Source organism: Pseudomonas rosaeacicularis, assembly GCF_057128745.1.
Map to the genome: position 1 here is coordinate 191,027 of NZ_JBSKHT010000012.1, position 22,581 is coordinate 213,607.

Genomic DNA, 22,581 nt, shown 5'->3' on the forward strand with positions numbered 1-22,581 from the left:
ATGCAACTGATATGGCTGCGCAGCGATTTGCGCGTTCACGACAACACCGCTTTCGCATCTGCCATGGAGCAGGGGCCGACGGTGGCTGTTTATGTGATCAGTCCAGGACAATGGAGGAGTCACGACGACGCCGCCTGTAAGGTCGACTTTTGGCTGCGCAATCTGGTGGAGCTCAAAGCTGCGCTGGCCAGCCTAAATGTGCCGCTGCTGATTGTTCATGCAGACCTGTGGGACAAAGTCCCCGCCGCACTGTTGAAGCTGTGCAAAGAACACGCAATCGAAAAGGTCCACGTCAACGAAGAGTACGGGATCAACGAAACCCGTCGCGATGACGAAGTGCAGACTGCACTGAGTGAGGCCGGCGTGCATTTCCAGAGCCATCTGGATCAGGTGTTTTTTAAGCCTGGCAGCGTGCTGACCAAGACGGGCAGTTACTTCAAAGTCTTCACTCAATTTCGCAAGGTCTGTTACGCCCGCCTGCATCATGGCGTGCCGCCGCTGGTGCGTCTGCCGGGTAAACAGAAACCTCTGCATATCGCCAGCGACGACATTCCTGATCAGGTCAATGGCTTCGCCACACCGCCTGACGCTCTGAGCAAACTTTGGCCAGCAGGCGAGAAAGAAGCGCGCAGGCGTCTGGAAACCTTCGCCGATGCGCAGATCGAGCACTATCTGGACGAGCGTGATTTCCCGGCGAAACCTGGCACCAGCCAGCTGTCGGCTTATCTTGCTGCCGGGGTCATCTCACCACGCCAGTGCCTGCACGCGGCGTTGAGCAGCAATCAGGGCGAATTCGAAACCGGCAATCCAGGCTCGATCACCTGGATCAACGAGCTGCTGTGGCGCGAATTTTACAAACACGTACTGACTGGCTTTCCCAGGGTGTCGCGCCATCGCGCCTTCCGCCCCGACACCGAAGCCGTCAAATGGCGCAAGTCACCCAAGGATCTGGAAGCCTGGCAGCAGGGCCGTACAGGCTTCCCGATTGTCGACGCAGCGATGCGTCAGCTGCTGGAAACCGGCTGGATGCACAACCGGCTGCGCATGGTCGTGGCGATGTTTTTCAGTAAAAACCTGCTACTCGATTGGCGCGACGGTGAACGCTTTTTCATGCAACACCTGATCGATGGCGATTTGTCCGCCAACAACGGCGGCTGGCAGTGGAGCTCATCGACAGGCACTGATTCATCGCCCTACTTCCGGATTTTCAACCCGCTGAGCCAGTCGGAACGCTTCGACCCACAAGGTGTGTTCATCAAGCACTGGGTACCGGAGTTGGCGGCGAGGAACAAAAAAGACATCCACAACCCGGCGACCCAAGGCGGTTTGTTCGGTGATGCCGACTACCCGGCGCCCATCGTTGACCTCAAGAGCAGCAGAGCGCGTGCATTGGCTGCGTTCAAGTCCCTGCCTCACCTTCAAGAGGCGAGCGAAACCCATGACTGAATTCCTCCGTGAATTTGCCAAGGGTTTCGCGGCCCTTGATAAAAACAATCTTCAGGGCCTTCCCGAGCTCTATAGCTATGACATTGCGTTCGCCGACCCGATGCACGAAGTCCAGGGCCTGAGTGATCTGCACGCCTACTTCGCGGAGCTGTACGCGAACGTTCAGAACTTGAGGTTCGATTTTCATGCCTTCGATCAAGTGCGCGAAGGCAAAGGCTATTTACGCTGGACGATGAATTACTCGCACCCGCGCTTGAACGGCGGCAACACGATTCAGGTTCAAGGCTGCTCGCATTTGTTGTGGAGCGAAAACCGAGTGTTTCAGCACCGCGATTTCTTCGACGCGGGCGCGATGCTCTACGAGCACTTGCCAATCATGGGCAGGGCAATCCGCTGGCTGAAAAGGAGATTGGCATGAAGCGACGTATCTGGCTTACCGGTGCAAGCAGCGGCATTGGTCTGGTATTGGCTGAAGAATTGCTCAAGGCCGGCCACCAGCTAGCACTTACCGCACGCTCGCTGGCACCGCTCGAAGCGCTGGACAAACGCTTCCCGAATCAAGTGCTGCTGGTGCCCGGCGACATCAGCGACGGCATGCAAGTCAGCGCCATAGGCGATCGAATCGCCGAGATCTGGGGTGCACTGGATACCGTGATACTCAACGCGGGGACCTGTGAGTACATCGATGCCAAGCAGTTCGATGCCGCAATGATGGAACGCGTCATACACACCAATTTGATCGCGACGTCGTACTGCATTCAAGAGGCGCTGATCCTGCTGCGTCTGGGTCATCGTCCTCACTTGGTGGGCGTGGCCAGTTCGGTAGCGTTTTTGCCGCTGACACGTTCCGAAGCCTACGGCGCTTCAAAGGCTGGCGTGCGCTATTTGTTCCAATCGTTGCGCATTGATGTGGCCGAAGAAGGCATTGACGTCACCATCGTCAGTCCTGGGTTCGTCGACACGCCGTTGACTGCAAAAAACGATTTTCCAATGCCCATGCGCTGGTCCGCCGAGAAAGCCGGGCGTTACATTTTCGAACGCCTTGAAGTTGCACGTCGCCCGCTGGAGATTTCGTTTCCCTGGCCGTTTATCACGGTGCTCAAACTGCTGGCTCTGTTGCCCGAACGCGTTCAGCTGGCCATTGGCAAACGCATGACACGCTCTGCCAGCCAAGCGTCCAGCGAAAGCGGGAGCGCGCAATGAAGATTGCGATTATCGGCAGCGGCATATCCGGGCTCACCAGCGCCTGGCTGCTGAATCGCAACCACGACATCAGCGTTTTCGAATCTGAAAGCTGGGTTGGCGGGCATACCCACACGGTTAACGTGTCAGTCAACGGCAAGACCCACGCCATCGATACCGGCTTTATCGTCTTCAACGACTGGACCTACCCCAACTTCATCCGCTTGCTGGGCAAGCTTGGCGTCGCGTTCAAACCCACCGAAATGAGCTTCTCTGTCACCGACCCCGAATCGCGCACCGAGTACAACGGCAACAACCTCAACAGCTTGTTCGCCCAACGCAGCAACCTGTTTTCCCCAAGCTTTTGGGGGATGCTGCGCGACATCATGCGCTTCAACAAACAGGCGCTCGATGACCTGCAACACCAGCGCATCGCTGCCGACACCACCTTGGGCGACTACCTGAAATCCGGGGGCTATGGCCGCCGCTTCACCAACCATTACATCGTGCCCATGGGTGCGGCGATCTGGTCGATGTCCTTGGCTGACATGCTGGCGTTCCCGCTGCAGTTTTTCGTGCGCTTCTTCAAGAACCACGGCTTGTTGTCGGTCAGCAACCGCCCGCAATGGTGCGTGATCGAGGGTGGATCAAGTAGCTACATCGCGCCACTGACTGCATCGTTCAAACATCGGATTCGCGTGGATTGCCCGGTTTACCGAGTCGAGCGCGATGAAGAGGCCGTTGTGATTCACAGCAGCGCTGGCAGCGAACGCTTCGATAAAGTGATCTTCGCCTGCCACAGCGATCAGGCGTTGGCGATGCTGGCCGAGCCAAGTGTTGCCGAACGGGAAATCCTCGGTGCCCTGCCCTACGCCGATAACGACGTCGTGTTGCACACCGATGCCAGCCTGTTGCCTGAGCGCGAGTTGGCCTGGGCCAGCTGGAACTATCGATTGGGCGGCGCTGGCGATCAATCAGCGGCGGTCACCTACGCGATGAACATCCTGCAAGGGCTGGACAGCGAAACAACGTTTTGCGTGAGCCTCAATCAGACGCCTTCCATCGATCCCTCGAAAATCCTCGCCCGCTATCGCTATGCGCATCCGCAATACAGCTTGAAAGGCATTGCCGCACAGGAACGCTGGCAGGAAGTCCACGGCCAACAACACACCTATTACTGCGGCGCCTATTGGGCGAGCGGCTTCCATGAAGACGGCGTGGTCAGCGCCTTGCGCGTCGCGTCGGCGTTCGGAGAAAGCCTGTGAACAGCGCCCTGTACAGCGGCGTGATCAGCCATCGGCGTTTCTCGCCAAAGGCCCACTTTTTCAGCTATCGCATCGGCATGCTGTATCTGGATCTGGAGGAGCAGGACGCAGTGCTAAAGATGTCGCCGCTGGCAGGGGAAAGCCGCTTCGCGCCGTTTTCGTTCCGGCCCTGCGATTATCTGCGCCAGTACACCGGGCGTGGCATCTCATTGATTGGCGCAGTGCGCTCGATCGTCAGTGATGCACTGGGCCGCGCCCCGCTCGGGCGCATTTGCCTGCTGACACAAGCGCGCAGCTGGGGCTTGTCGTTCAATCCGGTGAGCTTCTTTTACTGTTTCGAGCGGGACGGATCGTTAGCAGCGATTCTCTGTGAAGTCACCAACACGCCGTGGCGCGAGCGATATCACTATGTGCTGCCCGCAGGCGACCAAGGCCATCAGCACTTCGCCGTGGCCAAGGCGTTTCACGTCTCGCCATTTCTGCCCCGCGACCTCGAATACCGCATGAGTTTCAGCCAGCCCGGCGAACGTCTGGGCGTGCACATGGCCGACTGGCAGGGCGAGCTGAAGGTGTTCGACGCAACCCTCAACTTGCAACGCCAACCCCTGAGCCGAACCGCGTTGCATCGTCATTTGCTCAGTTTCCCGTGGATGACAGCCAAGACGTGTGCGGCAATTTACTGGCAAGCGGTGCGCCTGCTCGTCAAACGCATGCCAATTTTTTCCCATCAGGCCGCCGATGGCGAATTTCGCAGTGCCGCCGCGCAATACAAGGATCGACGCCATGAAAAGCAGTAGCGTTAGTGCCGGGCTCAGCACCAATAACTTCACCGCCGGTATTTTGCGACGCGGCGTTTTGCGTCAGCTTTCGCATCTGCGGCACGGGCAATTGGTCGTTATCGAAGGCGACGAGCGTCGCGTGTTCGGCATGGCCGGCGCAAAGGTTCAGGGTGAAATACATATTCAGGATTCCGCCATTTGGGGGCTGGTCGCCAGCAACGGCTCCATTGGTGCCGGTGAGTCATTTATTCACGGCCACTGGACCAGCCCGGACCTGACAGCGGTGATTCGCGTCTTCGTCAGCAACCTTGAGGTGCTCGATGCACTGGAGGGCGGACTGGCTCGGCTGGGTCGTCCTTTTGTTCAGGGGCTGCACTGGCTTAACCGCAATACACGCGAGGGCTCGCAAAAGAACATTGCCGCGCACTACGATCTGGGCAACGACCTGTTCGAGCAGTTTCTCGACCCGACCATGATGTATTCCGCCGCGCAGTTCTTGAGCCCCGACGACACACTGGAACAGGCGCAACTGAACAAGCTGGAACGCATTTGCCAGAAGCTTGCGCTCAAGCCCACCGACCATTTGCTAGAAATCGGTACCGGCTGGGGCAGCATGGCGATCTACGCTGCACAACATTACGGCTGTCGCGTTACCACCACCACGCTCTCCAAAGAGCAGTTCGCCTACACCGAAAAGCGTGTGGCCGGACTCGGCCTGCAAGACCGCATCACGCTGAAGCTGGAGGATTATCGCGACCTGACCGGCGAGTACGACAAGCTGGTGTCCATCGAGATGATCGAAGCGGTGGGCCACCGCTTTCTGCCGACCTATTTCAAGCAGTGCACCAAGTTGCTCAAAAACAACGGGCTGATGTTGATCCAGGCGATCACGATTCGTGAACAACGCCACGAGCAGGCCAAGCGTAGCGTCGACTTTATCCAGCGCTACATATTCCCCGGCGGCGCCCTGCCCTCGGTGGCTGGCATGCTCGACATTGTCGGGCGCGACACCGACATGAACCTGCTGCACATGGAAGACTTCGGCCTGCACTACGCGCGCACGCTGCGCCTGTGGCACGACAACTTCCGTCATGCCCATGGGTATCTCGCAGAGCTTGGCTACGACGATTACTTCCTGCGCTTGTGGGAGTTTTATCTGTGCTACTGCGAGGGCGGCTTTCTGGAACGCACCATCGGCACGGCGCAACTGTTGCTGGCCAAGCCTCAGGCGATGCCGGAGCCACTACTGGGTCGTTTTGATGCTTAGTGTTGCCGCTAAACGCATCGTCAATGCGGTTTTGTTTCAACTGGGCTGGTTTGCCTGCGTGCTGGGCGGCAATGCATTTGGACTGTTCGCCACGCTTGCAGTCATCGCGCTGCATCTGGCGCTGATCGGCTCTTGGCGAGCCGAGAGCAAATTGATGATCGTCGTCTTCGCGTTGGGCTCAGCGCTCGATAGCGCGCTACTCAAGCTCGGCGTTTTCGATTTCGGCGATGCCAGTGTGCTGATTCCGTTATGGCTTGCGCTGCTATGGCCGCTACTGGCGACCACGCTGGATCATTGCCTGGCCTGGTCCGCGCGGCCGTGGTGGCTGGCCAGCGTGCTTGGCGCGGTTGGCGGCCCGCTGTCGTATTTCGCGGGATCGAAGATGGCGGCGGTTTCCCTGCCGCTGGGCTCCTGGCCGAGCATGCTGATTCTGGCTGCGGTATGGGCGATCGTGTTTCCGTGTCTGCATGGGTTGGCTGGGTATTTCCGCGCATCGCCGATTGCGAAACATTAACTCTGTCATCCAGCAGCCAAGAAACCTGTAGGAGCTGCCGAGGTTACGAAGGCTGCGATGAGGCGTGTCAGGTGTACCGAGATCGCAGCCTCGCGCTGCTCGGCAACTCCTGCAAGTTCGTAGTCAGGCGATCACCCGTCAGATCAATGACTTCTCCATCAGCCGCTGCTTTACACTGCCGCCCATGAACCCGATCCCCGTTTTCCAAGTCCCCGTCGAACCTGTCGTGACCTGCTCGACCTGCGCAGCCTGTTGCTGTCAGCTGGAGGTCATGCTGATCACCGACACCGGTGTGCCTGAACGTTTTATCGATACCGATGACTGGGGCGGCGAAGTGATGCTGCGTCTGGACGACGGCTGGTGCGCGGCGCTGGATCGCGACACGATGATGTGCACCATTTACGACAGACGCCCGCTGATATGCCGGGAATTCGAAATGGGTGCACCGGAGTGTCTGGTGGAGCGAGAAGGGATTTTGACGGCGTATCGGTGAAATGGCTGGCCGCGTATCTGTAGGAGACAACTTGTTGGCGAGCCTTGATGCGATGCACCAGATGGATCGCCTCGCGAACAAGTTCGCTCCTACAGTTCCGACGCTTAGAACGGCATGGTGTAGTGCAGCGCGTAGCTCTCGATACCATCGTTGTTAGTGGTCATGCCACCATTTGAGTAGTGAGTCGCGCGGATGCCGACTTCATGGCCACCAGCAAAGCGCAGACCGAAACCAATACGGTCTTCGAACTGAAACGCACTGCCCAACTTGTTGCCTTCGACTTCGGTGCGTTGAAACACCGCTGCGCCAATACCCGCCTCAATGTAAGGCTTCACGCTTTCGCCGGAGAATTCGTAAACAAAGACCGGTGAAAACGACAGGCTGTTATTGCTGGAATTCTTGTCGCCTTCCCAGTAGGTGTAAGCCCCGCTCCAATAGCCGGTCAGACGGCCAACACCGGTCTGCCACCAACTTTTGTCCCAATCAAATTGGGCGCCCAGGCGATAGGTCATCGTCGATTCGCCGGTTTCCCCAACCGAGAATTCAACACCATCAGCCTGTGCAATCGCACTTTGCCCCGTTAAAACGGCCGCAATCGCAGCCAAACAAAACAGTCGCTTCATCTGAAACATCCTATTTTCGAATGCAGTAATCGGATTTTTTTATCTAAAACAGACTTTCTGTAGAAATCTGCCACTGAACATTAGTTCAGCGAAACACAGTGCCTTTCACGTTTTTTTCACGAAGTGAAGCTTCGCACACTGTCAGACGTTTCCCATAGTACCGGTAAGATGTTTCTGAAATTATCTGGGTCGCCGCTCGTCCAGAATTCAGTTGGACGCGCACGACCACACGCAAACAGATCGTTTTGCATGAGCAAGCTCTTCAATTGACGAGCCACTGCGCCACCGGTATCGATCAGGGTAATTGACGAGGGGACCATTTCACGCAGCAGCGGTTTGAGAAATGGGTAATGCGTGCAGCCCAGAATAATCGTATCGCAGCCTGCCGCCAGCAGCGGCTCGACATAGCCCTGAAGCAAGCGGCGAATGGTGCGGCTGGTCAGGTCGCCGGTTTCGATCAGTTCAACCAGCCCCGGACAAGGCTGGGTGACGACTTGAATGTCAGCTGCGAAGCGATCCAGCAAAGCGGCGAACTTCGCACTTTGCAAGGTGCCGGTAGTGGCGAGCACGCCGACGACACCACTGCGAGTCGCGGCCGCTGCGGGTTTGACCGCAGGCTCCATGCCCACGATAGGCCAATCCGGATAACGCTCACGAAGATCAGCCACGCCTGCGACGGTCGCTGTGTTGCAGGCCAGGACCAAGGCCTTCGCACCTTGCGCACGGAAGAACTCGGCCATGACCACGCAACGCTCGCGAATGAACTCAGGGGTCTTTTCGCCATAGGGAATGTGACCGCAGTCGGCCACGTACAGCATCGATTCATTGGGCAGCAGGCGGTGAATCTCGCCCAGCACCGACAGGCCTCCAACGCCAGAATCAAAGACGCCGACGGGCGCGTCGCTGCTTCTAGACATGTTCGAGCGCCTTACGCATCAACGCCGCCACACACGCTGCATCCCGGATCGCGTTTGACCTTGAGTTCGCGAAAGCGTGTGCTCATCGCGTCAATCAACAACAAACGCCCCACCAGTGGTTCGCCGAAACCGGCGAGCAATTTCAGCGCTTCCAGCGCCTGCAAACTGCCTACCAATCCCACCAGCGGGCCAATCACACCGGCTTCGCTGCACGTGAGTTCTGTCTCGCTGCCGTGCCCATACAGGCAGTGGTAGCAGGGGCTTTCCGGGCGGCGCGAATCAAAAACCGAAAGCTGGCCTTCCAGTCGAATGGCCGCGCCGCTGACCAAAGGCTTGCGGGCCTGAACACACGCAGCGTTCACAGACTCACGGGTGGAAAAATTGTCCGAACAGTCCAGCACCAAATCCACTGCCTGGACCGCTGCGGCCAGAGAATCGACATCCAGCGCGGTGCGATGGGCCAGCAGCTTGACCTCAGGATTGATCGCGGTGAGGCGTGCGATGGCCGAATCGACTTTGCTGACCCCGACACTGTGGCTGTCGTGGATGACCTGCCGTTGCAGATTGGTAAGGTCAACGGTATCGAAGTCCGCCAGGTGCAGCTCGCCGACGCCTGCGGCTGCAAGGTACAGCGCGACGGGCGACCCCAACCCACCAAGGCCGACGATCAGTACCCGGCTCTGCTTGAGCCGCAACTGGCCTTCGATGTCTACATGCTGCAGGAGGATCTGTCGGCTATAGCGCAACAGTTCCTGATCGGTCAGCACGGCACGCGCCCGAACGTGATGCGCTCGTTGTCGCCCAGATCACGGCGGGTCTGAATCTGTTCGAAACCGTGGCCGTTGAGCAGGTCGCGCACTGCGGCCCCCTGATCGTAGCCATGCTCAAGCAGCAACCAGCCGCCCGGCTCCAAATGCGCAGTGGCTTCGGACACGATGATGCGCAAATCATCCATGCCGTCGACGCCTGCAACCAATGCGCTGCTGGGCTCGAAACGCACATCGCCCTGAGCCAGATGCGGGTCACCAGACGCGATATACGGCGGATTACTGATGATGAGGTCGAAGCGTTGACGCTCCAGCGCGCTGAACCAGTGGCTCTTCATCACGGCTGCGTTGTCCAGGTTCAGACGCTGACGATTACGCTCGGCCAGATCGACCGCTTCGTCCACCCGATCAACCGCTGTGATGGTCCATTGCGGACGATCCTTTGCCAGCGACAACGCGATTGCGCCGGTGCCGGTGCCCAGGTCCAGCAGCCGATGAGGGATCGCGCCTGGCAATAATTCCAGCGCTGTTTCCACGAGCATTTCAGTTTCTGGACGCGGAATAAGCGTGTGCGTGGCGACCTCGAGGTCGATATTCCAGAAACCTTGCAGCCCCAGAATGTAGGCCACCGGCTCGCCGGTACGACGTCTGCGCAGGTAGGCTTCGAAGGTATGCGCCGCCTCGCTGCTGACAATGCGTTCGGGCCACGTGTGCAGGAAACTGCGCGGTTTGCCCAAAGCTGCTGCCAGCAACAACTCGACATCCAGACGCGCCGTTGGAGAATCCGGTAGCTCGGCGCTTCTTAACAAGCTGGCGATAATGGTCATTTACTCACCCAGTGCCGCAAGTTGATCTGCCTGATACTCGGCAAGTAACGGCTCTATCACTGCATCGACTCCGCCGGCCAAAACTTCATCCAGCGAATACAGCGTCAGATTCACGCGATGGTCCGTCACTCGCCCCTGTGGAAAGTTGTACGTGCGGATGCGCTCGGAACGATCTCCCGAACCCACCAACAATTTACGCTCACTGGCGATGGCGTTGGCCGCCGCACTGGTTTGCTGATCGTTGAGCTTGGCCGACAGCCAGGACATGGCTCGCGCCCGGTTCTTGTGCTGCGAACGCTCTTCCTGACATTCCACCACAATGCCTGAAGGCAAGTGGGTAATGCGAATCGCCGAGTCAGTCTTGTTGACGTGCTGACCGCCAGCGCCCGAGGATTTGTAGGTGTCTACGCGCAGGTCCGAAGGATTGATCTCGATCGCCTGTTGCTCATCCGGCTCAGGCAACACCGCCACGGTACAGGCTGAGGTGTGTATACGTCCCTGAGATTCGGTTTCCGGCACCCGTTGTACACGGTGCGCGCCGGACTCGAATTTGAGTTTGCCATAGACATTTTCGCCTTCGACCCGGGCGATGACCTCCTTGAAACCGCCGTGCTCGCCTTCGTTTTCGGACATGATCTCGACGCGCCAGCCACGACGCTCGGCATAGCGCGAGTACATGCGAAACAGGTCGCCGGAGAAAATCGCAGCTTCGTCGCCGCCGGTTCCAGCACGGATTTCCAGAAACACGTTGCGCCCGTCGTTGGGATCTCTGGGCAACAGCATCTTCTGCAGGCTGCTTTCCAGGACCACCAATTGTTCTTTGGCTTCGCGCACTTCCTCGCCCGCCATCTCGCGCATGTCAGGGTCGCTGTCTTTGAGCAACGCTTGCGCGCCCTCAAGATCGCCTTGCACCTTGAGCAGCTGGTTATAGGCTGCAATCACGGGCTCGGCTTCAGAGAACTCACGCGAATAGGCGCGGAATTTGGTCTGATCGGAAATGACTTCGGCATCGCCAAGCAGTGCGGTCAGTTCCTCGAAACGATCACTGAGGATGTCCAGCTTATTGAGCAGTGAAGCTTTCATTGCGGGGGTTTATCCGTGGAGCCCTCACCGAGGGCAAAGAGTTCCTGAGCCATGGCCAGCGCATCGACGCGACCTTCGGCAGACAGCTTTTTGAGTTGCACGCTTGGCGCATGCATCAGTTTGTTGGTCAGGCTACGAGCCAAAACTGCCAGCACATCTTCGGCGTTACCGCCGTTGGCCAGCAGGCGCTGGGCCTTCAATAACTCTTCGTCGCGCAGCCTTTCGCTTTGCTGACGATACGCCTTGAGCACGTCGACTGCTGCCAGTTCTCGCAGTCGCGACATAAAGTCGTCGACGCCGAGCGTGACCAGCTCTTCAGCTGCCTGCGCCGCGCCTTGTCGGCTCTTGAGGTTTTCGGCGACGACTTCGTGCAGATCATCGACGGTATAAAGGTAGACGTCATCAAGTTCGCCGACTTCCGGCTCGATGTCGCGTGGTACTGCGATATCGACCATGAAGATCGGTTTGTGCTTGCGCAGTTTCAGTGCGCTTTCGACCGCGCCCTTGCCCAGGATCGGCAATTGACTGGCTGTGGAGCTGATGACGATGTCGCTATTGACGAGTTCCGCCGGGATGTCGGCCAGCAGCACCGCGTGAGCACCGAACTGTTCCGCCAGCATGCTGGCGCGCTCCAACGTGCGGTTGGCGACGACGATACGCTTTACGCCCAGCTCGTGCAGGTGCCGGGCGACCAGCGTGATGGTTTCGCCAGCGCCGATCAGTAATGCCTGGCTGCGTTGCAGATCACTGAATATCTGTTTGGCCAGACTGACGGCGGCGAATGCGACCGATACCGGGTTCTCGCCAATGGCTGTATCGGTGCGGACCTGTTTGGCCGCGCTGAACGTCGCTTGAAACAAGCGCCCCAGCAGCGGCCCGATCGTGCCCGCCTCCCGTGCCACGGCATAAGCTGACTTCATCTGTCCCAGAATCTGCGGCTCGCCCAGTACCAGCGAATCAAGGCCAGAGGCGACGCGCATCATGTGGCGAACGGCGGCGCCCTCCTCATGCACATAAGCGCTGGCCCGCAGTTCGTCGACATTGAGGTGATGATAATCAGCCAGCCAACGCAGGATGACGTCGGCGGTGAGGCTGTCCTGCTCTATATAGAGCTCACTGCGATTGCAGGTCGACAAGATAGCGGCTTCGCGACTTTCGGTCAGACGACACAGCTGCTGTAATGCTTCAACCAGCTGCTCAGGGGTAAATGCCACGCGCTCGCGGACATCGACTGAAGCAGTCTTATGGTTGATACCCAGAGCAAGAAAGGCCATTCAAGGTCGCTGATGGTGACGTGAAGCCGGCAATTGTCCTACTTCGATAGATTCAGGACAACCACTGCAATACATTCAGAACGACCTGCCAGGGCTATTGTCCCTATAGAGGTCCGCTTTAGGTGTCTGACTGCGACAATTTGTCCAAGTGCAGAACGCTTATTGCAAAGCCTTACTTTTCGCGCGGCCTGTGGGTTTGCTCCCGGCCTTGTGTCATGATGCTTCCAAACCGCAGGTAGTCGCCCTCTCTTCTATATGAATAAATCCTCCGCGCTGTTCGTTGCCCTAATCGCTCTTGGTGGCTGCCAAAACACGGCCACGGTTTCTCCGCAGACACCTGCGGCGAAAGAGACGACTCCCGCGCCAGAGGCCAAGCCTCAGGTCTACGGCTCGTTCACCCCGGATACAGTCGTCAGCCTGTTGACCGCCGAACTGGCAGGCCAGCGCAATCGCTTCGACATTGCGCTGGACAACTACGTGACACAGGCGGTCAACACCCAGGACCCGGGGATTTCCGAGCGTGCTTTTCGCATCGCCGAATACCTGGGCGCCGATCAGGCCGCGCTGGACACTTCGCTGATCTGGGCCAAAAACGACCCGACCAATCTTGAAGCGCAACGCGCCGCAGCCATTCAACTGGCAAGGTCCGGACGCTACGACGACTCCATGCGCTACATGGAGAAAGTCCTGCAGGGCCAGGGCGATACGCACTTCGACTTTCTCGCTCTCTCCGCAGCTGAGACCGACTCGAACACCCGCAAGGGCCTGTTGACGAGCTTCGACCGATTGCTGGGCAAATATCCGAAAAACGGTCAGCTGATCTTCGGTAAGGCGTTGCTGTTGCAGCAGGAAGGTAATAGCGCCGCGTCCTTGAAACTGCTGGAAGACAATCCGCCGAATGAAGGCGAAGTTGCGCCGATCCTGTTGCACGCGCGCTTGTTGCAAAGCATGAATCGCGGCAAGGAAGCGATTCCGCTGCTGGAAAAAAGCATCAAGAAGTACCCTGACGACAAGCGTCTGCGCCTGACCTATGCCCGCACGCTGGTCGAGCAAAACCGAATGGAAGACGCCAAAGTGCAGTTCTCCAGCCTGGTTCAGCAATACCCGGATGACGACGAGCTACGTTATTCCCTGGCGCTGGTCTGCCTGGAAGCCAAAGCGTGGGACGAAGCGCAGGGCTACCTGGAAGATCTGGTCGCTCGCGGCAGTCACGTCGATTCGGCCCACGTTAATCTGGGGCGCATCTACGAAGAGCGCGATGATCCGCAGACCGCGCTGAGCGAATACTCCCAGGTCGGCCCAGGCAACGATTATTTGCCCGCGCAATTGCGTCAGGCCGATATTCTGATGAGCAACGGCAACACGGCCGAAGCCTCGAAGCGTCTGGCCCAGGCCCGCACTGATCAGCCGGATTACGCCATTCAGCTGTACCTGGTGGAAGCCGAGACGCTGACCAACAACAACCAGGCCGACCGTGGCTGGCAGGTGTTGAATCAGGCGCTCAAGCAATATCCGGATGACCTCAATCTGCTGTACACGCGCTCAATGCTGGCTGAAAAGCGCAACGACCTGCAGCAAATGGAGAAGGATCTGCGCACCATCCTCAAGCGCGAGCCAGATAACGCCATGGCCCTGAACGCGCTGGGTTACACCCTTTCGGACCGCACCACGCGCTACGCCGAGGCCAAGGAATTGATCGAACGCGCACATGCGCTGAACCCCGACGATCCGGCCGTGCTCGACAGTCTGGGCTGGGTCAACTATCGCCTGGGCAATCTGGATGAAGCCGAACGCCTGCTGCGTCAGGCGCTCGAACGCTTCCCCGACCATGAAGTCGCCGCTCACTTGGGCGAAGTTCTGTGGGCCAAGGGCGAACAACGCGAAGCACGTAAAGTCTGGGGCAAAGCCCTTGAACAGCAACCTGACAGTCCAGTCCTGCGCAGCACCATCAAGCGCCTGACCGGATCAGAGACCCTTTGAATTTATGTTATTGCGCCACGTAATCGTATTCAGCTTCATCGCCCTGCTCGCTGGCTGCGCCGGCATTGGTTCCCACGAAGCCGTGCAAGGCCAGGGCAACGCCAAACAATGGCAGGCACACAAACAACAACTGAGCAGCCTTGATGGCTGGCAGATCAACGGCAAGGTTGGCATCCGCGCACCGAAGGATTCCGGAAGCGGCACCTTGTTCTGGCTGCAACGTCAGGATTACTACGACATTCGGCTGTCCGGCCCGCTGGGTCGTGGTGCTGCGCGCCTGACCGGTCGGCCTGGCGCCGTGGCGCTGGAAGTGGCCAATCAGGGTCGCTACGAAGCGCCAGATCCGGAAACTTTGCTCGAAGCGCAACTGGGCTGGAAGCTGCCGGTTTCGCACCTGGTCTGGTGGGTTCGCGGCTTACCCGCCCCCGACACCAAGAGCACGCTGACGCTTGATGGCGATAGTCGCCTGTCGAATCTGGTGCAGGACGACTGGCAGATCGAATACCTCAGTTACACCCAACAGAACGGCTACTGGCTGCCAGAGCGGATGAAACTGCACGGCAAAGATCTGGACGTCACGCTGGTCGTCAAGGACTGGCAACCGCGCAAGCTGGGGCAATAACGTGTCTCAGCCGCGCCTGACTCTTCCAGCTCCTGCAAAACTCAATCTGATGCTGCATATCCTCGGTCGTCGCCCTGACGGCTATCACGAGCTGCAGACGCTGTTTCAATTTCTGGATTACGGGGATGAATTGAGTTTCGCTGTGCGCGACGATGGTGAGATTCGTCTTCAAACAGACATTCCTGATGTTCCCCACGACAGCAATCTGATTGTTCGAGCCGCGCGTTCGCTGCAAAAACAGTCGGGCAGTTCGCTCGGCGTCGATATCTGGTTGAAAAAAGTGCTGCCCATGGGCGGCGGAATCGGCGGTGGCAGCTCCGATGCGGCAACTACTTTGCTGGGGCTCAATCACCTGTGGAATCTTGGCTGGGATGAAGATCGCCTGGCCGCTCTGGGCCTGACGTTAGGCGCCGACGTGCCGGTTTTCGTGCGTGGTCGGGCCGCTTTCGCCGAAGGCGTTGGAGAGATACTGACGCCGGTAACCCCCGAAGAACCGTGGTATCTGGTGCTTGTTCCGCAAGTATCTGTAAGTACAGCAGAAATTTTTTCAGATCCGCTGTTGACACGTGACACTCCTCCCATTAAAGTGCGCCCCGTTCTCGAGGGAAACAGTCGAAATGACTGTCAGCCAGTTGTAGAGAGGCGTTATCCAGCTGTTCGTAACGCTTTGAATTTGTTAGGTAAATTTACCGAAGCAAAATTAACTGGAACTGGAAGTTGTGTGTTTGGGGCCTTCCCAAACAAAGCTGAAGCTGATAAAGTCTCGGCCCTTCTGACAGAGACCCTTACAGGGTTCGTAGCGAAAGGAAGTAACATTTCGATGTTACACCGCACGTTACAGAGTCTGTTCTAAGAAACGAGTGCTGGGCACTCGGCAACATCGCTACAGGGGCGTCGCCAAGCGGTAAGGCAGCAGGTTTTGATCCTGCCATGCGTTGGTTCGAATCCAGCCGCCCCTGCCATTTTCCTATACTCATCCAGGTATACCCTCAGCCGGCAGGTACTGCGCGTGTCCAAGATGATGGTCTTTACGGGGAACGCTAACCCCGATCTGGCTCGGCGTGTCGTACGTCAGCTGCATATCCCACTCGGTGACATTTCTGTCGGTAAGTTCTCCGACGGCGAGATCACCGCTGAGATCAATGAAAACGTCCGCGGTAAAGACGTCTTCATCATTCAGCCGACGTGTGCTCCGACCAACGATAACCTGATGGAACTCGTCGTGATGGCTGATGCCTTCCGCCGCTCCTCGGCTACTCGTATCACTGCTGTAATCCCCTACTTTGGTTACGCCCGTCAGGATCGCCGTCCGCGTTCTGCGCGTGTGGCTATCAGCGCGAAAGTCGTTGCTGACATGCTCACCGTTGTCGGTATCGACCGTGTGCTCACCGTCGATCTGCACGCTGACCAAATCCAGGGCTTCTTCGATATTCCTGTAGATAACATCTATGGCTCCCCTGTTCTGGTGGACGACATCGAAGACCAACGCTTTGAAAACCTGATGATCGTTTCCCCTGATATCGGCGGCGTCGTGCGTGCACGTGCTGTGGCGAAGTCTCTGGGCGTGGATCTCGGGATCATCGACAAGCGCCGCGAGAAAGCCAATCACTCAGAAGTGATGCATATCATCGGCGACGTCGAAGGACGTACCTGTATTCTCGTCGACGACATGGTCGATACCGCCGGCACTCTGTGTCATGCGGCAAAAGCCCTGAAAGAACACGGCGCGGCCAAGGTTTTCGCTTACTGCACGCACCCTGTTCTCTCTGGTCGCGCCATCGAGAACATCGAAAGTTCCGTGCTGGACGAACTGGTGGTGACTAACACCATTCCGTTGTCCGCTGCTGCACAAGCCTGTAGTCGTATCCGCCAACTGGATATCGCTCCGGTTGTCGCTGAGGCGATGCGTCGCATCAGCAACGAAGAATCGATCAGCGCGATGTTCCGCTAAGGGTTCTCCCTTCGCAGATATCACGCCGACGAAAAGCGCCCCGCCCTGACAACCCGTCAGGGCGGGGCTTTTTTGCCCATATCGCCCGAGCGTCGGTCGCAAACGCAAAGGCGAATGTGGTTATTTTGGAGAAACAACATGAATGATTTCACTCTTAATGCTGAAGTGCGTTCCGACCTGGGGAAAGGTGCGAGCCGCCGCCTGCGTCGTCTCGCCGCCCTGGTTCCAGCTGTAGTCTACGGTGGCGAGAAAGCCCCTGAGTCCATCAGCATGCTGGCCAAAGAAGTTGCCAAACTGCTCGAAAACGAAGCGGCTTACAGCCACATCATCGAACTGAGCGTTGGTGGCAAAAAGCAAAACGTCATCATCAAAGCGCTGCAACGTCACCCGGCCAAAGGCCACGTGATGCACGCTGACTTCGTACGCGTAATCGCAGGTCAGAAACTGACTGCAATCGTACCGGTTCACTTCGTTGGCGAAGAAACTCCAATCAAGAAAGGCGGCGAAGTTTCGCACGTTACTTCTGAGCTGGAAGTGACCTGCCTGCCGAAAGACCTGCCTGAGTTCATCGAAGTTGATGTATCGGCACTGGAAATCGGTTCGATCGTTCACCTGTCCGACCTCAAAGCGCCTAAAGGCGTTGAGTTCGTCGCACTGGCGCACGGTAACGACCTGGCTGTTGCCAACGTTCACGCTCCACGCGTTGTACCGACCGAAGACGAAGAAGCAGAAGGTACTGCCGAGTAATTTTACTTGGTCATACCGGAGTTGCTCAGGAAACACCGAGAGCGATAGTGTCAGGCAATGCGGGCGAGATCGCGGAGTTTACATCATGGTAAATGAGCAGTTTTCGCCCACATTCGTCGCCGCTATCGTCGGCGTTATCCACAACTCCAAGGAAGAGCCCCTGTCGTGACTGCCATACAACTGATCGTTGGCCTGGGAAATCCGGGCGCTGAATACGAACAGACCCGGCATAACGCAGGGGCTCTTTTTGTTGAGCGTATTGCCGCGGCGCATCGAGTGAATCTCGTGCCCGAGCGCAAATTTTTTGGCCTGACCGGACGCTTCACGCATCAGGGTCAGGATGTTCGTCTGCTGATCCCCACCACATACATGAACCGCAGTGGCCAGGCCGTAGCAGCGCTCGCCGGCTTTTATCGTATTGCGGTTGATTCGATTCTGGTGGCCCACGACGAACTTGATCTTCCACCCGGCGTTGCCAAACTAAAAGTAGGCGGCGGTCATGGTGGTCACAACGGGCTGCGGGACATCATCGCGCAACTTGGTAACCAGAACACTTTTCACCGTCTGCGGCTCGGCATTGGCCACCCAGGCGATGCCAGCAAGGTTTCCGGTTTCGTCCTGGGTCGAGCGCCACGCGCCGAACAGGAAAAACTGGACGCCAGTATCGACTTTGCCCTCGGCGTGCTGCCGGACATCTTCGCCGGTGAATGGAACCGCGCGATGAAAAACCTGCACAGCCAGAAGGCCTGACATCACTCGAGGGGAAACACCATGGGATTCAATTGCGGCATCGTCGGCCTGCCCAACGTCGGCAAATCCACCCTGTTCAACGCCCTGACCAAATCCGGTATCGCGGCAGAGAACTTTCCCTTCTGCACCATCGAACCGAACACCGGCATTGTGCCAATGCCCGATCCGCGTCTCGCAGCACTCGCCGCTATTGTGAATCCGAAGCGGATCCTGCCGACTACCATGGAATTCGTGGACATCGCAGGCCTGGTTGCCGGTGCCTCCAAAGGCGAAGGCCTGGGCAACAAGTTTCTCGCCAACATCCGCGAAACCGATGCCATCGCTCACGTGGTTCGTTGCTTTGAAGACGAAAACGTTATTCACGTATCCAACAGCGTCGATCCGAAGCGTGACATCGAGATCATCGACCTGGAACTGATCTTTGCCGACCTGGACAGCTGCGAGAAGCAACTGCAGAAAGTCACCCGCAACGCAAAGGGCGGCGACAAAGACGCAGTGGTCCAGAAAGGCCTGCTGGAGCAATTAATCGCCCACTTCACTTTGGGCAAGCCAGCACGCAGCCTGATGAAGAACATGACCGCTGACGAAAAGGCTGTCATCCGTGGCTTCCATCTGTTGACCACCAAACCGGTCATGTACATTGCTAACGTCGCCGAAGACGGTTTCGAAAACAATCCGCTGCTGGACGTAGTTCGCGCGATTGCTGAAGAAGAAGGCGCAATGCTGGTGCCAGTCTGCAACAAGATCGAAGCGGAAATCGCCGAGCTTGATGACGGTGAAGAGAAAGACATGTTTCTGGAAGCCTTGGGCTTTGAAGAGCCTGGCCTGAACCGCGTCATCCGCGCAGGCTACGAAATGCTTCACCTGCAGACGTATTTCACTGCAGGCGTCGAAGAAGTCCGCGCCTGGACCGTGAAAGTGGGCGCGACAGCACCACAAGCGGCTGGTGTTATCCACACCGACTTCGAAAAAGGCTTCATCCGCGCCGAGTGCATCGCCTACAACGACTTCATCCAGTACAAAGGCGAAGCCGGTACCAAGGAAGCCGGCAAATGGCGTCTGGAAGGTAAGGATTACATCGTCAAGGATGGCGACGTCCTGCACTTCCGTTTCAACGTTTAATAGACGATTGAAACCAGAAAGCCCCGCAATAGCGGGGCTTTTTATTGGTCAGTTTTTTTGTTGCCTACCTCAATGATCAATCGGCTGTGAAGCGCTGAACAGGAGCACGCAGCCCTCTCGTTTCAGCACCACTGCGCTGTAGTGCCTTCGAAGATGCGTTTCGAATCCGGACTCGGTGTCCTGCCGATTGTCGAAAATTCCTTTGCTGTTGTAGACCTTCATCAGCTTGCGACCGAACGCGTTGTGATCCGCTTTGTCGCCCAGAATGGTGGCTCCGAACAGCACACCATCAGGCGCAAGGTTTTGCTTGAGCACACCGAAAATCGCTGCCTTGGCTTCCAGCGGGCCCGGCAAGCAATGCAGCAAGTAAAACAAGGAAATCGAATCGAAACGCTCATCACCGGGGATCGGAACCATGACGTCGTGCCTGAGCGTACGCGTGTTAGCACGACCGATGCGGCGCTTGGCCGCCTCCAGGCTGCTCGGATTCAAGTCCATCAGCGTGATGGCAGTATCGGCCGGAAGATCAGACTTGGCGGGATAGAATCCGGTGCCAACGCCAATATCCAGGTGCCGCGCTCCGACGTGACTGCGGAAAAATGGAAGCAGGGTGTCTTGAGTCGAGCAGCGCCAAGCATAACGATTGGAAATCCCTAACACCCAGGCGTCATACAACGCGAGAGTCAGCGGCGAATAAACCGCCGCGCCAGCTGTGCTGTCAGTGGTCATGGGCAAACCTTAGCGTTCAGACGTTGATCGGCCGAAGATATCGCGCCGATCTTACACTCAAACAGTCTTTCCCCTACAAACCTGAACCCAGTTGAAACCGCGCCGTATTGTCACTCAACGCGCGGCTACCTTTGCTCAGAGTGTCTGCCGCTTGATTGACCGCGCGAGCACCGTCGAGCAGGCGCCCTGCCGCTTGATCAACTTGCTGGATGTTGCCGCTGACTTCATCGGCGGTGGCGGCTTGCTCTTCGACCGCCGTGGCGATCTGTGCCAAGGTATCGGTCACGTTCTGAACAGCGCTGGCAATCTCTCCTAGACGGTTACCCAGACCGGTGACCGACTCCGCATCCGTAATCGCCTGCCCACACGCAGCTTCCATCAAGGTGACGGCCTGGCTGACCGTGGAACGCAAGCTGTCCACCGTGCCGGCGATTTGAGCAGTGGAGGCCTGAGTCCGCTGCGACAGGCTGCGCACTTCATCGGCGACCACGGCGAAGCCTCTCCCCTGCTCGCCCGCGCGTGCGGCTTCGATCGCCGCATTGAGCGCCAGCAAGTTAGTCTGCTCGGCGATGCCACGAATAGTGTCGACCACGGACTGAATCTGCTGGCCCTGCTGACTCACTCGCCCCAGCGCGTCGGCGGTATCGGTCAGGCGCTGGTTGAGCTGTTGAATGCTAGCGGTCGTGCGCAGGCTGTCGCGACTGCTGTCCTCGGCAATACGCCGGGTTTGCTGAGCGCTGCCGGACGCCTGCTCGCAACTCCTGGCCACGCCCATGGATGTCGCCGCCAATTGCGTTGCAGCGGCGGCGATCTGGCTGATCTGCTGTTGCTGGTCTTCGACCTCCGTCAGCGTGCTGCCCGACTGCGAATTGAGAGTCAGCACCGCCGATCCCAACTGCTGGGTTTCGTAATTTACGCCGAGCAGACTGGTGCGCAATTGTACAACCGCGACGTTCAGCGCAGTGCTGATCGCAGCCAGCTCGTCGCGCCCTTCTACCGCGACCTCGACACATAAATTGCCGTCGCGCAGGGACTCAGCCAGCGTAGTGATGCCGCGAGCGCTGCGGCGGATCGATGCCTGCAGGCACATGAGCAAGTACAAAGCCGCCAACGCAAGAATGCTGAACGTTGCGGCCACCGGGATGAACTGACTGATCGCGAGGTCATGGTAGTAATTCAGCCTTGCGTCCAGCGAGGTCAGCGACTGATTGCGCAAAGCGCCGAGGCTATCGAGCATGCCGTCGACACTGCGGTCGAACGCGGCAACATCCAGCTTGATAGTGCCGCCGAACACATTGTCATCGAGGGTTTTCAGCTCGTTATCCAAAAGCTGAAGACTGTTGTCATATTGAGCTGTCCAGCCCTCCAGTCCGGGATACGACTTGGCTCTCAGGGTAGTCGCGGCCTTGACCAACTGGTCCCGGGCATCGCCGATACGACTGCGCAGATCGCGCATCTGTAAACGGCTTTGCAGCGTGAACTGCCCCGATGCGATGGATGATGCTCCCACGCCCGCCATGCGACCGATGCGTTCGATCAGGTCAGGGCTCTGCTGCGTAGAAATCTGCATCAATAGGTAGGTTTCAAGCCACGGATCAAGGATCAGCCCAGTGTCCATGGTGATCTGTTCACGCAAGCTTTGCATTGCGCTCAGTGCTGACGTGAAGCGGTCGTAGCCATCTGGCCACCAGCCCACGGTTCGCAGTGATTGGGAATCCATCCCTTTGACCGACGCCTGCAACGCCTCGAAACGGGTCATCGTATCGGCGCTGGCATTATGGGTTTTCAACGTATCGCCCAGAGCCTGCACGCTTTGCAGCATCGCTGGATTGGTGGAATCAAGTTCCGCCATTGCCGCTTTTGCCGCAGGCGTTGGATCATGAAGGATGTCAGCAGCTTTCCAGCGCGCCGCCCGGTTACGTTGCGCGGCCAGTTGACCGTCCAGCGTATCGAGCGCCAGCAATTGGCGCACGCCCGATTGCTCGTTGAAGATGACCGTCAGCTTTGCGCGATAATCCTGACCAATCATCCACAGACTGCCCACCAACGGCAGCATGAACAGGAAAAACAGGATTTGAAACTTGCGCGCGAATCCGAAACGCCCGAGCAGACGGATTCCTGGCGATAAAAGACTCTGCATGTCCGACTACTCCCCTGAACAACTTCCGACTGCGGCACAACGCAGCAGCGGACGCGGTCTTAAAATGCTACCGGCAAAATGCCATGTTATTGATTCAATGACG

General features: G+C 57.8%; 23 protein-coding genes and 1 tRNA gene. 16 read left to right on the forward strand and 8 right to left on the reverse strand.

Features of this window, described 5'->3' with window-relative positions:
- From phrB to ACWKWM_RS17225, 8 genes are all read left to right on the forward strand, one after another.
- Nucleotides 1-1,446 carry a deoxyribodipyrimidine photo-lyase gene (phrB, locus tag ACWKWM_RS17190; protein WP_483847286.1) on the forward strand — a complete coding sequence of 482 codons (1,446 nt, stop codon included), beginning with the start codon at nt 1-3 and terminating at the stop codon, nt 1,444-1,446.
- Nucleotides 1,439-1,864 carry a nuclear transport factor 2 family protein gene (locus ACWKWM_RS17195; RefSeq protein WP_483847287.1) on the forward strand — a complete coding sequence of 142 codons (426 nt, stop codon included), beginning with the start codon at nt 1,439-1,441 and terminating at the stop codon, nt 1,862-1,864. The genes phrB and ACWKWM_RS17195 overlap by 8 nt, the downstream gene beginning before the upstream one ends.
- Nucleotides 1,861-2,649, forward strand: coding sequence for an SDR family NAD(P)-dependent oxidoreductase (locus ACWKWM_RS17200; RefSeq protein WP_483847288.1), 789 nt, complete (start codon nt 1,861-1,863; stop codon nt 2,647-2,649). The genes ACWKWM_RS17195 and ACWKWM_RS17200 overlap by 4 nt, the downstream gene beginning before the upstream one ends.
- Nucleotides 2,646-3,893 (forward strand): NAD(P)/FAD-dependent oxidoreductase, encoded by a 1,248-nt coding sequence (locus tag ACWKWM_RS17205; RefSeq protein ID WP_483847289.1) that lies wholly within the window; start codon nt 2,646-2,648, stop codon nt 3,891-3,893. Before ACWKWM_RS17200 ends, ACWKWM_RS17205 begins: the two co-directional genes overlap by 4 nt.
- The gene (locus ACWKWM_RS17210) at nt 3,890-4,690 is read left to right on the forward strand and encodes a DUF1365 domain-containing protein (RefSeq protein WP_483847290.1); all 801 of its coding nucleotides are present in this window, start codon (nt 3,890-3,892) and stop codon (nt 4,688-4,690) included. Before ACWKWM_RS17205 ends, ACWKWM_RS17210 begins: the two co-directional genes overlap by 4 nt.
- Nucleotides 4,677-5,939 carry a class I SAM-dependent methyltransferase gene (locus ACWKWM_RS17215; protein ID WP_483847291.1) on the forward strand — a complete coding sequence of 421 codons (1,263 nt, stop codon included), beginning with the start codon at nt 4,677-4,679 and terminating at the stop codon, nt 5,937-5,939. Before ACWKWM_RS17210 ends, ACWKWM_RS17215 begins: the two co-directional genes overlap by 14 nt.
- Nucleotides 5,932-6,453: a DUF2878 domain-containing protein gene (locus ACWKWM_RS17220; protein WP_483847292.1), complete on the forward strand. Its 522-nt coding sequence runs from the start codon at nt 5,932-5,934 to the stop codon at nt 6,451-6,453. The genes ACWKWM_RS17215 and ACWKWM_RS17220 overlap by 8 nt, the downstream gene beginning before the upstream one ends.
- Before the next feature lie 184 nt (nt 6,454-6,637).
- On the forward strand, nt 6,638-6,946 hold the full coding sequence (locus tag ACWKWM_RS17225) for a YkgJ family cysteine cluster protein (protein WP_483847293.1): 309 nt from the start codon (nt 6,638-6,640) through the stop codon (nt 6,944-6,946).
- Between the two features lie 104 nt (nt 6,947-7,050).
- Here ACWKWM_RS17225 and ACWKWM_RS17230 read toward each other — a convergent pair whose 3' ends face one another.
- From ACWKWM_RS17230 to hemA, 6 genes are all read right to left on the reverse strand, one after another.
- The gene (locus tag ACWKWM_RS17230) at nt 7,051-7,569 is read right to left on the reverse strand and encodes an acyloxyacyl hydrolase (RefSeq protein WP_483847294.1); all 519 of its coding nucleotides are present in this window, start codon (nt 7,567-7,569) and stop codon (nt 7,051-7,053) included.
- 116 nt (nt 7,570-7,685) lie between these two features.
- Nucleotides 7,686-8,486 carry a glutamate racemase gene (gene murI, locus ACWKWM_RS17235; protein WP_483847295.1) on the reverse strand — a complete coding sequence of 267 codons (801 nt, stop codon included), beginning with the start codon at nt 8,484-8,486 and terminating at the stop codon, nt 7,686-7,688.
- A gap of 11 nt (nt 8,487-8,497) precedes the next feature.
- Nucleotides 8,498-9,253, reverse strand: coding sequence for a molybdopterin-synthase adenylyltransferase MoeB (locus ACWKWM_RS17240; protein WP_483847296.1), 756 nt, complete (start codon nt 9,251-9,253; stop codon nt 8,498-8,500).
- Complete coding sequence (gene prmC / locus ACWKWM_RS17245) at nt 9,247-10,080, reverse strand: peptide chain release factor N(5)-glutamine methyltransferase (protein WP_483847297.1); 834 nt, start codon at nt 10,078-10,080, stop codon at nt 9,247-9,249. Before prmC ends, ACWKWM_RS17240 begins: the two co-directional genes overlap by 7 nt.
- On the reverse strand, nt 10,081-11,163 hold the full coding sequence (gene prfA, locus ACWKWM_RS17250) for a peptide chain release factor 1 (protein WP_483847298.1): 1,083 nt from the start codon (nt 11,161-11,163) through the stop codon (nt 10,081-10,083).
- Complete coding sequence (gene hemA / locus ACWKWM_RS17255; RefSeq protein ID WP_483847299.1) at nt 11,160-12,437, reverse strand: glutamyl-tRNA reductase; 1,278 nt, start codon at nt 12,435-12,437, stop codon at nt 11,160-11,162. The genes prfA and hemA overlap by 4 nt, the downstream gene beginning before the upstream one ends.
- 255 nt (nt 12,438-12,692) lie before the next feature.
- On the opposite strand from hemA, the gene ACWKWM_RS17260 reads away from it, so the two are divergent.
- The 8 genes from ACWKWM_RS17260 (at nt 12,693) to ychF (ending at nt 19,609) form a co-directional block, all read left to right on the forward strand.
- Nucleotides 12,693-14,417: a tetratricopeptide repeat protein gene (locus ACWKWM_RS17260; RefSeq protein WP_483847300.1), complete on the forward strand. Its 1,725-nt coding sequence runs from the start codon at nt 12,693-12,695 to the stop codon at nt 14,415-14,417.
- A gap of 4 nt (nt 14,418-14,421) precedes the next feature.
- Complete coding sequence (lolB, locus tag ACWKWM_RS17265) at nt 14,422-15,039, forward strand: lipoprotein insertase outer membrane protein LolB (protein WP_483847301.1); 618 nt, start codon at nt 14,422-14,424, stop codon at nt 15,037-15,039.
- Between the two features lie 49 nt (nt 15,040-15,088).
- Nucleotides 15,089-15,892, forward strand: a complete 804-nt coding sequence (gene ispE, locus ACWKWM_RS17270) for a 4-(cytidine 5'-diphospho)-2-C-methyl-D-erythritol kinase (RefSeq protein WP_483847338.1) — start codon at nt 15,089-15,091, stop codon at nt 15,890-15,892.
- 34 nt (nt 15,893-15,926) lie between these two features.
- Nucleotides 15,927-16,001: transfer RNA gene (locus ACWKWM_RS17275), tRNA-Gln, on the forward strand.
- Between the two features lie 47 nt (nt 16,002-16,048).
- Nucleotides 16,049-16,990: a ribose-phosphate pyrophosphokinase gene (locus ACWKWM_RS17280; RefSeq protein ID WP_483837577.1), complete on the forward strand. Its 942-nt coding sequence runs from the start codon at nt 16,049-16,051 to the stop codon at nt 16,988-16,990.
- A 138-nt stretch (nt 16,991-17,128) separates the two neighbouring features.
- A complete protein-coding gene (locus ACWKWM_RS17285; protein ID WP_483847302.1) occupies nt 17,129-17,737 on the forward strand; it encodes a 50S ribosomal protein L25/general stress protein Ctc in 609 nt (202 codons plus the stop codon).
- 165 nt (nt 17,738-17,902) lie between these two features.
- Complete coding sequence (pth, locus tag ACWKWM_RS17290) at nt 17,903-18,487, forward strand: aminoacyl-tRNA hydrolase (RefSeq protein WP_483837575.1); 585 nt, start codon at nt 17,903-17,905, stop codon at nt 18,485-18,487.
- Nucleotides 18,488-18,508: 21 nt separating this feature from the next.
- Nucleotides 18,509-19,609, forward strand: a complete 1,101-nt coding sequence (gene ychF, locus ACWKWM_RS17295) for a redox-regulated ATPase YchF (RefSeq protein WP_483847303.1) — start codon at nt 18,509-18,511, stop codon at nt 19,607-19,609.
- Nucleotides 19,610-19,678: 69 nt separating this feature from the next.
- Here the strand turns inward: ychF and ACWKWM_RS17300 are convergent, their stop codons facing one another.
- Both ACWKWM_RS17300 and ACWKWM_RS17305 read right to left on the reverse strand, forming a co-directional pair.
- Nucleotides 19,679-20,338, reverse strand: a complete 660-nt coding sequence (locus ACWKWM_RS17300; protein ID WP_483847304.1) for a class I SAM-dependent methyltransferase — start codon at nt 20,336-20,338, stop codon at nt 19,679-19,681.
- Nucleotides 20,339-20,411: 73 nt separating this feature from the next.
- Entirely contained in the window at nt 20,412-22,478 is a 2,067-nt protein-coding gene (locus tag ACWKWM_RS17305; RefSeq protein WP_483847305.1) for a methyl-accepting chemotaxis protein, read from the reverse strand.
- Nucleotides 22,479-22,581 lie beyond the last annotated feature (103 nt).